Genomic DNA, 12,794 nt, shown 5'->3' with positions numbered 1-12,794 from the left:
GGGATCATGCACCGATCCCGAAGCACTTCGGTATCTTCCGTGCGCCGGAAAACGGCGTGCGATGCCTCAAGTATTCAGCGGCTGGAACCGGCCGGGTGGCGACGCGGCCAGTTCGGTCCAGTCGATCTCTTCCTCAAGGCGATGATAGGCTTCGTCGCCAATCGTCCCATTGCGGCGCAATTCCTCCAGCGCGTCGCGCTGGCTCTTGATCGCATAAAGACGCAAGCGGTCATACTCGGTCGCCGCCTGGGCATCGTCGGGGTTTTTGGCGATCTTGCGTTGAGCGGCATATTGCTCGCGCACCGCGGCCGCCGCGTCCGATGTCTTGCCGCTCAATATGTCGAGCGCCGCCTGCATGACCACAACACGCGCCTGCGCAACCTCGCGGTCGACCGTTTCGTCAGGGTTGAGGTTCAAAAGGCGCAGCAGCGGCTTCAGGCTCATGCCTTGTAGCACCAGCGTGCCGAGGACGACCGTGAAGGCAGCGAGCACGATCGGGTCGCGGGCCGGGAATTCAGCCGGCAGGGCGAATGCCGCCGCAAGCGTCACCAAACCGCGCATCCCGCACCAGCCGATCAGCACGCCGCCACGAAACGACGGAGCGTCACGCTGACGATCAGCCACGCCGAAACGGTCAAACCACCTGATGATCGCGCCGCACCCCAGAACCCAGACGAAGCGTGAGACGATGACGATGGCGAGCACTGTCCCGGCCAGGACGAACGCATCGGTCTGCCCCTGCCCGGCAAGCCGGCCGACGATCGTACGCGCCTGCAGGCCCATCAGCACGAAAGCCAGAACATTGAGCACGAAGACCGCCGTTTCCCAGACGGAATAAGAGCTGATGCGGTTTCTGGCCGGCATGCGGCGCGGCGCGGTGCGGGCGATCGTCATGGCATAGACGACTATGGTGATGATGGCCGACAGTCCGATCCTGTCGGCCAGGATCCAGACCCCGAACGTGCCGGCAAATTGCACCACAGTGCCGCTCGCCGGGTCCTCGATCCGGCCCAGCGTCATCAGAGACAACCGGCCAAGCAGATAGCCGGCCGCAAGACTGCCGAGCGTGGACAGCAGGATCATCGGAACGGCGCTGCTCAGCAGAATGGAGCCTGCTGCCGCAGAAATCGCCATTCGGTAAATCAGCAGCGCGGTGGCGTCGTTAAGCAGGCTCTCGCCTTGCAGAATGGCAGTGATGCGATGCGGCACCTTGAACTGGCCAAGCACGGCCGATGCCGCAACCGCATCGGGCGGCGCCACGATGGCGCCAAGCGCTATGGCCGCGGCAATCGGCAGACCTGCCATCGCCCAGCCGGCCAGCGCCACCGTCGCTGTCGTGAAAAGGACGGCACCAAGCGCCAGCAGCACAAGCGGTACCTTGTAGCGGTTGAGATCGCGCAGCGACGTGTCATAGGCGGCGTCGAGCAGCACCGGCGCGATGAACAGGGCAAGCGCCAGTTCCGGGTCGATCTCGATGGTCGGCACGCCAGGCACGAAGGCGATGGCCACCCCTGCCAGCGCCAGCAAAGAGGGATAAGGAACCTGCACGCGCCGCGACAGCGCCGTCAGCGCAACGGCGATCAACAGCAGAACGAGTGTCAGTTCGAAAAGAACCATGGCCTCTTATAGCCGGGAAGCGAGATTCTGGCAGCGGCAAAGCGGCTGGAAATTGTTGATTGCCCGGCAAGCTCGAGCCGGCAGAAAATACCTCGAATTGCTTCCTGACAAATCGCCGTCCACACCGACATTGAAATCATCTGATATGGGGCGCGCTTAAACGCGGACTTCCCTGCACTGCAGCCCATGCCACGCGGGCGGAAGCATCCTTCCCCCTTCGCTAACCGGGATACAGCCATTCATTCCAAACAAGCGCAGCAGCCTAGTGCAGCACGAGCATATCGCTCGAAGAAAACGAGATCTCGGCCTTCTCACCAACTGCGGGGGGCGGCGTTGCCGGGCTGTTGAACGTGTCGAGCGAGACCGTGTTGCCGCCGATGCCGACACGAACCCGGATGACCGATCCGAGGAAATGCACTTCGGAGATTTCTCCGGATAGGCTGGAGTCACGGCCAGGCTGGCGGCCCAGCGAAATAGCTTCCGGACGCAGCGCCAGGGACAGCGTGTCGCCCGACTTGGAACCGTTGAGCTTGCCCTTGAGCGAGACCTGTTCGGAATTGACCCGCACCGTGCCCGCGGCGGCATCGGTGACGGTGCCTTCCAGCACATTCAGCGTGCCGACGAAATTGGCGACGAATTTGGTTGCCGGCCGATTGTAGATCTCGAATGGCGTGCCGACCTGCTCGGCCTTGCCGCCATACATGACGGCGATGCGGTCCGAGATCGACAGCGCTTCTTCCTGGTCGTGCGTGACGAAGATGGTGGTGATGCCGAGCTTCTTCTGGATCGACCGGATTTCCTCGCGCAGCGACACGCGCACCTTGGCGTCTAGCGCCGACAGCGGCTCGTCGAGCAGCAGCAGCTTTGGCTTCGGCGCGATGGCGCGGGCTAGCGCGATGCGCTGCTGCTGGCCGCCCGAGAGCTGGTAGGGATAGCGATCCGCCATCTGCGGCAGCTTGATGATGCCGAGCATCTCGGCGACGCGGGCATCGATGTCCGCCCTCGGCATGCCAGCGACCTTCAAGCCGAAGCCGATATTCTGCGCCACGGTCAGGTTCGGGAACAGCGCATAGGCCTGGAACACCATGCCGACATTGCGCTGGTTGGGCTTCAGTCTCGTAATGTCCTTGCCGCTGACGACGATCGTGCCCGCGCTCGGCTCCTCGAAACCGGCAACCATGCGCAACACCGTCGTCTTGCCGCAGCCGGATGGCCCGAGGAAGGAGACGAATTCGCCGCGCTCTACGTCGAGATTGAAATCCTCCACCACCGTGGTGGCGCCGAAAGATTTTCGAACGTGCTGGATGGAGAGGAATGGGTCGGCCATGGCGTGGTTCTCTCGATCAATTTGGGCGGTTCGCCGATTTCGGCGCGAAGCGGGACAGGATCTGGATCAGCGACATGCAGCCCCAGGTGATGGCGAAGGCGATCACTGCAAGGGCTGCGGGCTCGTATGCACGGTTGGCGCCGATGTTCTGCAGATACGGGCCGAAAGCCGGACGGCTGAGCAGGCTGGCCATTGTAAACTCGCCAATGACGATGGCGAAAGTCAGGAATGCGCCGGACAGCACCGCGATCAGCACATTGGGCAGGATGACGCGGGTGATGATGGTGCCCCAGCCCGCACCCAGAATTTGCGCGGCTTCGGTCAGCGTACGCACATCGATGGTGCGCAGACCGGTGTCAACGGCCCGATACATGTAAGGCAGAGACAGCGTCGTATAGCCAATGACAAGCAACGCGTTCGCACCCCAATTGCTTGCCAAGAATGGCAGCGGCGAGTTCGAGCCGTACATCCTGATATAGCCGAAGACGATGACGATTGCCGGAATGACCAGCGGCAAAAGGGTGATGAATTCGACGATTGGCCTGAGCTGAGGCAGACGCAGCCGGATCCAGTATGCCGCCGGCACCACGATCAGCACCCCCAGGATAATGGTGCAGAGCGCAGCGATGACTGAAAAAAGGAAAGTTGACTGGAAGCGCGCGTCTCCCAGCACGACTTGATAGGCGTCGAAGGAGTGGACGCCGCGCCGCATGCGCAGCGAGAACTCGACCGTCGCCATCAACGGAATAAAGAAATAGGCGGCCCCGACAACAAAGACGACCCAGGCCCAGAACTTACCCGACTTCATTTGAGCCACCTTTCGGACCGAGTTCGAAACCAGATGTAGAAGACATTCGCAAGCCCGGTGATGACGATCATGCCAAAGGCTATGGCATAAGCGAGTTGCGGGTTGTGCAGCACGTCGCCGTTCATCTGCGAGTAGAGCTTGATCGGAACGATATTAAGCGTCGGACCGGCAAACGCATAAGCGGTGGCGATGGCGCCGAAGGCGTTCGCAAACAACAGGATGACCGTACCGAGAAAACTCGGCCATATCACAGGGATGACAACCATGCGCCAGTACTGCGCCTGCGTGGCACCGAGCGTGGCCGCAGCCTCGCCCCACTCCTTCTTCAAGCCGTCGATGGCTGGCACGATGATGACCACCATCAGGGGAATCTGAAAGAACAGATAGACCGCGATCAGGCCCGTTGTGGTGAGAAAATTGAAGCCCATCGCGTAAATGTTGATGTTGAGCACGTCACGCAGAAGCGTCGTGACGATACCGACACGGCCGAGCGTAGCCAGGAACGCGAAGGCGAGCGGCAAGCCGGCAAAATTCGAGGCGACGCCCGAAAACGTCAGGGTCGCGGAGCGCGTCCAGCTTGGCAGTCCGCCGCGCACGATCGCGATCGCGATGGCGAGCCCGGCAAACGCCCCGATGATGGCCGACCAGAAACTGATCTTGATCGAAGACCAGTAGGAATTGCTGATCGACGGATCGCTGACCAGCTGCAGAATATTGTCGAGCGTGAACCCGCCTTCACCGTTCCGGAAGGCTCCCACGACGAGATAGAGCGTGGGCAGGATCAAGAACATTAGGGCAAAGATGAAGAACGGCGCCACGCCTATCCATTGCGTCGGCAAGCGGAAGGCGGTCGCCTCCTTCGGCGGCACCGGCTTGGTGGCGAATGCCTGATTTGAAAGCGAGAGATCGGTCATGCGCCGGCTACCGTCTTCGAGGAAGGACCGGGCGGCCTCGCGGCCGCCCGATTTCAAGTCTTACTTGACGTTGGCGCCGACAGTGGCGTCCCAGTTCTTGCTGATAGCTTCCTTGGCCTTAGCCTGCTCGTCGAGCGACGGGAACGCGGCCGAGGCATAGGATTCCGCCGGCGGCAGCTTGGCCAGCACGTCCGCCGGGATCTTGCCGTTCTTGGCGAGATCGTTGAAGCGGATCGGGTGGCAATAGCCCTTCAGCCAGCCGATCTGGCCTTCGTCGGAATAGAGGTATTCCATCCACAGCTTGGCTGCATTCGGATGCGGCGCGTAGGCGCTGATCGCCTGCACGTAGACGCCGGCGACGACGCCGGTCTTCGGCACGATGACGTCGACGGGCGGGTTGCCCTTCAGCGTGTCGCGGCCGGCGAGCGCGTTGTAGTCCCAGTTGATCAGGATCGGGGTCTGACCCTGGGCAAGCGTTGCCGGCTTGCCTACGACCGGAACGAAATTGCCGGCGGCGTTGAGCTTCTTGAAGAAGTCTAGGCCAGCAGTGCCGGCAGCTTCACCGGCTGCGGCGCCACCGGAAAGGCCGGCGGCGTAGACAGCCTGGATGGCCTGGTTTGAAACGCGCGGATCGCCGGCAAGAGCGACCGCGTTGGCGAATTCCGGCTTCAAGAGGTCGGCCCAGTCGGTGGGCGATTCCTTGATCAGGTCCTTGTTCACCATGAACGACAGAACGCCGTAATAGTCGCCGTACCAGAAGCCGTCGGCATCCTTGGCGCTGTCGGGGATCGAGTCCCAGGTCGACACCTTGTAAGGCTGGATCAGGCCATCGGCCTTGGCGGTCGGGCCGAAGGACAGGCCGACGTCGATGACGTCGGGCGCCTGCGGGCCCTTGTTGTCCTTGTTGGCCTTGATCGCCTCGACCTCGTCGCCGGAGCCGGCGTCGGGGTTGAGTTCGTTGACGGTGATTTCCGGATACTTCGCCTTGAAACCTGCGATGACATCGCCATAGCCGCACCAGTCATGCGGCAGCGCGATGGTGGTGAGCTGGCCTTCCGCCTTGGCAGCCTTGACGAGATCGTCCAGCGAATCCGCGGACGAAATCACCGTCGACGCGAAAAGCGCCGCGGCCGAAAGGGAAAGCACTTTCCCCGTGAACTTGAACATGTGTTCTCTCCGTTGAACTGACGCCGTTGGACGCCTGCGATGCGGTATCGTTTTCATGTGACAGCCAGATGAAAGCTTTGTGAAAGCGGCTGCTCGCAGTGCGAAAAAGTAAACTCTTTTTAACCTGATGTAGCAATCGCTCCGCGATTCTTTTTCCGGCTAACTAGTTTGTGCCTTGCCCGTCATCCTCCCCCTTGTTTTCATAGCCCCTTTTCAGATCACTTTGCGGCGCGGAAAACGCCTCAGACCGTGCCGGCAATGGCGTTTTCGAGCAAGGTCAGCGCCGCCTTCTTGGTCAGCTTGACCGGGTTACCGCCGGCGGTCGGATCGACCACCGCCATGTCGGCGATCAGCGCCTTGCGTTTCTTGTCCATGTCGAGCCCCTTGATAAGGCCCGGCAGCGCATGCGGCACCTTCAATTCCTTGCGCAGCTTGATAATCGCCTTGGCGAACCCGTCGAAGCCGCCCTTGATGCCGCAATAGGCGGCGAGCCGGCCGATACGCTCCTCGATGGAGTCACGGTTGAAGGCGAGCACATAGGGCATGAACACCGCATTGGTCATGCCGTGATGGGTGTCATAGAGCGCACCGACCGGATGCGACAGCGAATGGATGGCGCCAAGCCCCTTCTGGAAGGCAGTGGCGCCCATGGCGGCGGCGCTCATCATGTGGGCGCGCGCGACGAGATCCCTGCCGTTGGCATAGGCCTTCGGCAGGTTCTCGAAGACCAGCCTCACACCTTCGACGGCGATGCCGTCGGCCATCGGATGATAGCCCGGCGCGCAATAGGCCTCGAGACAGTGGGCGAGCGCATCCATGCCGGTGCCGGCGGTGATGAAGCCGGGCATGCCGACCGACAGCTCCGGATCGGCAATAACGATTGCTGGCAAAAGTTTCGGATGGAAGATGACTTTCTTGGTGTGCGTCGCCTCATTGGTGATAACACCGGCGCGGCCAACTTCCGATCCGGTCCCGGCGGTGGTGGGCACGGCGATGATCGGCGCGATGGCGTCTGAATTGGCGCGCGTCCACCAGTCGTCGACATCCTCGAAATCCCATACCGGCCTGACCTGCCCGGCCTGGAAGGCGATCAGCTTGCCGAGATCGAGCGCCGAACCGCCGCCGAAGGCGATGACGCCGTCATGTTTGCCCTTCTTGAACACGGCGATGCCGGCGGTCAGATTGGACTCGACCGGGTTAGGCCTGACCTCGGAGAAGACGCCGTAAGGAACCTTGGCGTCGTCGAGTATCTTCAGCGTCGAGGCGACGACCGGCAGTTTCGCCAGTCCAGGGTCGGTGACGAACAACGGCCGCTTGATGCCGGTGGCCGCCAGCACCTCAGGCAATTCCTTGATGCGGCCGGCGCCGAAGCGGACGGTGGTGGGGTAGTTCCATTTGGAGATCAGCTTGGACATTTTTGTCTTTCAATAAATCAGATGGCTTCGCGCAGATGGAATGATTTCGGCCGGGTCAGATTGTCGTAGCCGATGGCCGACAAGCCCGCACCCTTGCCGGTGTCCTTGACGCCGGTCCAGACCAAGGCCGGGTCGAGGTAGTCGCAGCGGTTCATGAACACCGTGCCGGTCTCGACGCGGTTGCCGATCGCCACGGCATGCTCGGTATCGCGCGTCCAGATCGAAGCGGTCAGCCCGTAGGGACTGTCGTTCATCAGCGCGATCGCCTCTTCGTCGTTGCGCACCTTCATGATGCCGACGATCGGGCCAAAGCTTTCCTCGCGCATGACGCTCATCTGATGATCGACTTCTGTCAGCACCTCAGGTGCCAGATAAGGCGAACCAGCCTTGTCGTTAGCCACCTTCATGTTGATGTGCGCCTTGGCACCCTTGCGCAGCGCTTCCGCCTTCTGTTCACGGATCAGGTCAGCAAAGCGCGCCTGCGCCATCGGTCCCATCGTCGTCGCCTGATCGAGCGGATTGCCGACGACATAGTTCTTTGTCTCGGCGATGAAGCCTTCGACGAATTCGTCATAGACCTTCTCGTGCACATAAACGCGTTCGATGCCGCAGCAGCACTGGCCGGAATTGTAGAAGGCGCCGTCGACCAGATTGGCGACCGCATGGTCCATCTTGGCGTCGGGCAGCACATAGGCCGGATCCTTGCCGCCAAGCTCGAGGCCGAGCGTCATGAAGGTGCCCGCCGCCGCCTTTTCGATGGCGCGGCCGCCGCCGACCGAACCGGTGAAATTGACGTGGTCGATCTTGCCCGAGCCGAGCAGCCTTTCGGTCTGGGCGTGGTTCAGCACGACATTCTGGAACACGCCCTTGGGCAGGCCGATCTTGTCGAAAGCCTGCTGAAAGCGCTCGCCGACCAGCAGCGTCTGCGCCGCATGCTTCAGGATCACGGTGTTGCCGGCCATCAGCGCCGGCACGATGGTGTTGACGGCGGTCAGATAGGGATAATTCCACGGCGCGATCACCATGACGACGCCGAGCGGGTCTTTCTTCACATAGCGGCGGAAACCGTCCTTGGGGTTGGAGGCCGGCACCGATTTGAGCGCCTGCTCGGCGATCTCGACCATGTAGTTGGTGCGTTCCTTGACGCCGCCGAATTCGCCGCCATAGCGCACGGGGCGCCCCATCTGCCAGGCGATCTCCGGCACGATCTCGTCGGTCATCGCGACCAGCGCTTCCAGCATAGCCAACATGTACTTGCCGCGCTCGACGATAGGTGTCTCAGCCCACTTCTCTTGCGCCGCCTTGGCGCGTTCCACTGCGGCGTTGATCGCCTGGTCTGTAGCAATCGGCCGCTCGGCATAGATCGAGCCATCGACGGGGGTAATGAGTTTGACCGTCTCGGTCATTTTGTAAGTCCTCGTATTCTACAACAAAATCGTATGGCCTGGCGCTGCCCCTCGTCTGCCTGCCGGCAGCCTCTCCCCACGGGGAGAGGCTAAGAGTGAAGGGGGGGCGCCGACGAACCGTCGATACCTAATACCGCTCGAACCCTCTGTGCAGTTCCCAATCCGTAATCCGGCGGTCGTATTCGAACTGCTCCCACTTTGCGGTGTGGACATAGTGTTCGAGCACATCCTCGCCGAGCGCCTGCTTGAGCATCTTCGACTTCGCCAGCGTGTCGGTGGCATCGCGCAGCGTCTTCGGAATCTCCGGCAGGCGAGATGCCTGATAGGCATCGCCGACGAACGGCTTCTGCAATTCCAGCTTTTCGTCGATGCCGGCAAGGCCGGCGGCGATCAGGGCTGCGAAAGCAAGATACGGGTTGAGGTCGGCGCCACCGATGCGGCATTCCATGCGGATGCCCTTGGTGCCCTCGCCGCACAGGCGGAAGCCTGCGGTGCGGTTGTCCTCGCTCCACATGATCTTGGTCGGCGCGAAGGTGCCGGCCTGGAAGCGCTTGTAGGAGTTGATATAGGGCGCCAGGAACCAGGTGAATTCCTTGGCGTATTTGAGCTGGCCGGCGGCCCATTGCTGGCCGAGTGTCGACAGCGTCCAGTCGGCCTTTTTGTCGAAGAACAGCGGTGTCTTGCCGTCGGCGCTCCACAGCGAATTGTGGATGTGGCTGGAATTGCCGGCGAGCCCGTAATTATACTTGGACATGAACGAAATCGCCTTGCCCTCGGACTCGGCGATTTCCTTGGCGCCGTTCTTCAGGATGACGTGGCGGTCGGCCATGTCGAGCGCCTCGGCATAGCGCACATTGATCTCTTCCTGGCCCGGACCCCACTCGCCCTTGGAATTCTCGATCGGAATGCCGGCCGCTTCCATTTCGTTGCGAAGCCGGCGCATGACGCCTTCTTCCTTGGTGGTGATGCCGATCTGGTAGTCGCCGATATAGGGCGATGCGGTGTCGAGACCTTGCCAGTGCTTCTTGCGGGCCGAATCGTAGGTCTCGTTGAACAGATAGAATTCGAGCTCGGATGCGAAATAGCCGATATAGCCGCGCTCGCTCAGCCGCTTGACCTGCTTCTTCAAGATGGCGCGCGGCGAATGCGGCAGGTCGTCATGCGTGTGGTGGTCGAGCACGTCGCAGATCACGAGCGCGGTCTTTTCCAGCCAGGGAATGCGCCGCAGTGTGGCGAGATCCGGCTTCATGACGAAATCGCCATAGCCCTTCGACCAGCTCGCCGCCTTGTAGCCCGGCACCGGCTCCATATCGATGTCGGCCGCCAGCAGATAGTTGCATCCATGCGTTTCGTCATGCGCGGAATCGACGAAGTACTGCGCCAGGAAGCGTTTTCCCGCCAGCCGTCCCTGCATGTCGACGATGCAGGCCAGCACGGTGTCGATCTCACCGCTGGAGACCGCTTTCTTCAACTGATCGAACGAGAAATTTCCGGCCATTCCTTTGGCACTCCAGCGCTTGGGCTTTGAATGAGTTGAACGAAACCATGGCCGGCACGATGCCGGCCATGGCCATGATGGTCGAGGTCAGTGGCCGGTTTCGCCGACTGCCTGTTCGGCCGCCTTGATGGCCGCCTGACGCGCCGCAATGATGTCGCCGAGCGGCGGCCCCTGGAAGCGGCGCTTCTCGAAGCCGAACCAGACGACTGCCGTCAGGATGAAGAAGCCGACGGTGATGTAGAGCGCCCAATCGTTCGGCGGCTGGATGCCGATGATGAAGATCAGGATCATTGAGACGATCGACAGGAAGGCGAACAGCGTGAACACGCCGCGCCCCATGTTCCAGGGACCCATCTTGTCCCACTTCGGCGTGCCCCAGGCGAGCATGCCGAGCACGATCGGCACGGTGAAGGAGAGGAACAGGAAGATGACGGTGCAGGAAACCACGATGGTGTAGGCCGAAGTGCCTGCGACCGAAACCAGCGTCGAACCCCAGACGAACAGCACCGACAGGATCGAAGCCGTCCAGATCGCCGCCACCGGTGTGCGGTAGGTCGGGCTGACCTTGGCGAGTGCCGCCGAACCCGGCAGGCCGCCGTCACGCGAGAAGGCGAAGATCATGCGCGAGGCAGACGTCACCGTGGCAAGGCCGCACAGCAGCTGCGCGACGAACACGACGAGGTAGACGAACTCCTTGATGCCGGGGCTTACGCGCTGGTCGAAGGCCCAGAAGAACACGTTCCAGCCCTGCTTGGCGGCATCGTCCATGTTCGGGATCATCAGCACGAAGGCGGCCAGGAACAGATAGCCGAAAACGGCCGACCAGATCACCGACATGACCATGGCGCGCGGCACGGAAGAAGCCGCCTTGATGGTTTCCTCCGAGGTGTGCGCGGAAGCGTCATAACCGGTGATCGTGTAGATCGGCAGCAACAGGCCGAGCGCGAACACCCAGGCATTCGAGACGGATGGCCACACGCCGGCGCCTGCGTCCCCGGAATAGTTCTTGAAGGTGAAGAGTCGGCTGAAATCCCAGGTCTCAGCGGAAGCCAGGCAGACGATGGCGATCAGGATCGAGCCGAAGAAGATGAGATAGCCCGAGAAATCGGTCAGCTTCGCCGTCAGCTTGATGCCGAGATGGTTGATCAGCGCCTGCGCGCCGGTGATGATGATCAGAAAGATCATCTGGTTTGTCAGCGTACCTTCGATTCCGAGCGTCGGGCCGAAAGCGCCGATGAAAAACGTCCAGGTGCCGACATTGATGGCGCCGAGCACGGTGATCAGGCCGAGCAGATTGAGCCATGCGGTGACCCAGCCGGTGCCGCGGTTGCCGAGGATCGAACCCCAGTGATAGAGGCCGCCGGCCGTCGGATAGGCCGAGCTGATCTGCGACATGGCGACCGCGAAGGTCAGCGAAACGAAGCAGCCGACCAGCCAGCCGATGCCGATGCCGATGCCGCCGGCGCCGGAGGTGGCCTGGGCCAGCGAATTGATGCCGCCCGACAGGATGCAGATGATGGAGAAGGAAACGGCGAAGTTCGAAAAGCGACTGAGGCGCCGCTCCAATTCCTGGGCATAGCCCATGCTGTGGAGGTGCTTTACGTCCTCCGCCTTGTCAACTTCAGTATAACCCGGTGCTGCCATTTTAGTGTCCCCTGTTGGTTTTCGGGTCGGGATGAGATCCCGCCCTAGCTAGCCGATTGAACTGACTTTCCGACTGAATGCGATCTGGTGTGTCCGGCCTCCTCTGGCTCCAGATCCGAAAAAATGCCCGTGAGCAGATCCGCCCATTTCCGCTGCCCGGTCTCGCCGGCGATTTCGTCATTGCGGATTTCGATCATCGCGCAGGGCAGTCCGCGCGAGCGCGCATGCCGTTCCAGCGTGAAATAGACTCGGTCATCAGGTGAATACGGCTCGTTGACCCCGACGGTGACACCGGAAAGCCGCTTCAGCGCCGATATCAGCGGCGCCGCCAGCCGGCGATCCTCGTCATGGATGATGCCGATATGCCAGGGCCGGTTGCGGCCCTTGTATACCGGCGTGAAGGAATGGACCGAAACCAGCCGCGTTTCCTGACCGTGTGACAGCCTGTGGCTGATGATATCCGCAATCGTATCGTGGAAAGGGCGCCACGAAAGCGCGACACGCGCGGCACGCTCACTTTCCGACAGGCCGGCATTGCCCGGTATGGCCGTTGTCTCACTGACCGGCGGCACCAGGTCGGGCGCGTCAAGCGGCCGGTTGCAGTCGATGACAAGGCGCGAAATGCGGGTTTCGACCAGCGTCGCGTCGAGCGCCTGCGCCATGCGGCGGGCAACCGGCAGCGCGCCGGGATCCCAGGCGATGTGGCGCGACAGGTCCTCGACAGCAAGGCCGAGCGTGCCGAATTCGGCGGGCAGGAAGTTCGAGGCGTGATCGCAGGTCAGCACGAAAGGGCTTGATCCGCCGGGGTTCGTCACCCTTACGGTATCAGACGATGCAAGGCTGGCGGGCCGTGCTTTCTCCATACTCTGCCGTCCCCGGGGAGCGCTGTATCGTATGTTACGTATTTTGCCTCATTGCGTCCCTGTGGATGATTTCATACAGTTTGTCCGGCTTTGTCAAATGCGATTTCGGAAAAGACCATCGACCGAGCCAAGGGT

10 protein-coding genes are annotated in these 12,794 nt (G+C 61.6%); all 10 read right to left on the bottom strand.

Going from position 1 to position 12,794, the window contains the following annotated elements:
* Window positions 1–66: 66 nt before the first annotated feature.
* Window positions 67–1,617, bottom strand: coding sequence for a cation:proton antiporter (locus AC0NIL_RS09625; RefSeq protein ID WP_027161381.1), 1,551 nt, complete (start codon window positions 1,615–1,617; stop codon window positions 67–69).
* 262 nt (window positions 1,618–1,879) lie between these two features.
* Window positions 1,880–2,944, bottom strand: a complete 1,065-nt coding sequence (locus AC0NIL_RS09620; protein ID WP_013529688.1) for an ABC transporter ATP-binding protein — start codon at window positions 2,942–2,944, stop codon at window positions 1,880–1,882.
* Between the two features lie 16 nt (window positions 2,945–2,960).
* Complete coding sequence (locus AC0NIL_RS09615; protein ID WP_013529687.1) at window positions 2,961–3,752, bottom strand: ABC transporter permease; 792 nt, start codon at window positions 3,750–3,752, stop codon at window positions 2,961–2,963.
* Window positions 3,749–4,543 carry an ABC transporter permease gene (locus tag AC0NIL_RS09610; RefSeq protein WP_224621361.1) on the bottom strand — a complete coding sequence of 265 codons (795 nt, stop codon included), beginning with the start codon at window positions 4,541–4,543 and terminating at the stop codon, window positions 3,749–3,751. The genes AC0NIL_RS09615 and AC0NIL_RS09610 overlap by 4 nt, the downstream gene beginning before the upstream one ends.
* A 183-nt stretch (window positions 4,544–4,726) precedes the next feature.
* The gene (locus AC0NIL_RS09605; RefSeq protein ID WP_013529685.1) at window positions 4,727–5,833 is read right to left on the bottom strand and encodes an ABC transporter substrate-binding protein; all 1,107 of its coding nucleotides are present in this window, start codon (window positions 5,831–5,833) and stop codon (window positions 4,727–4,729) included.
* A gap of 242 nt (window positions 5,834–6,075) precedes the next feature.
* A complete protein-coding gene (locus AC0NIL_RS09600) occupies window positions 6,076–7,248 on the bottom strand; it encodes an iron-containing alcohol dehydrogenase (protein WP_013529684.1) in 1,173 nt (390 codons plus the stop codon).
* A gap of 17 nt (window positions 7,249–7,265) precedes the next feature.
* The gene (locus tag AC0NIL_RS09595) at window positions 7,266–8,654 is read right to left on the bottom strand and encodes an aldehyde dehydrogenase family protein (protein WP_224621351.1); all 1,389 of its coding nucleotides are present in this window, start codon (window positions 8,652–8,654) and stop codon (window positions 7,266–7,268) included.
* 127 nt (window positions 8,655–8,781) lie between these two features.
* A complete protein-coding gene (locus tag AC0NIL_RS09590) occupies window positions 8,782–10,152 on the bottom strand; it encodes a glutamine synthetase family protein (protein ID WP_013529682.1) in 1,371 nt (456 codons plus the stop codon).
* Between the two features lie 87 nt (window positions 10,153–10,239).
* The gene (locus AC0NIL_RS09585; RefSeq protein WP_473572545.1) at window positions 10,240–11,796 is read right to left on the bottom strand and encodes an amino acid permease; all 1,557 of its coding nucleotides are present in this window, start codon (window positions 11,794–11,796) and stop codon (window positions 10,240–10,242) included.
* Window positions 11,797–11,840: 44 nt separating this feature from the next.
* The gene (locus AC0NIL_RS09580) at window positions 11,841–12,659 is read right to left on the bottom strand and encodes an N-formylglutamate amidohydrolase (protein ID WP_024502760.1); all 819 of its coding nucleotides are present in this window, start codon (window positions 12,657–12,659) and stop codon (window positions 11,841–11,843) included.
* Window positions 12,660–12,794: the final 135 nt, after the last annotated feature.

The organism is Mesorhizobium sp. WSM1343, from assembly GCF_055901535.1.
This window is presented reverse-complemented; position numbering and strand designations above follow the sequence as displayed.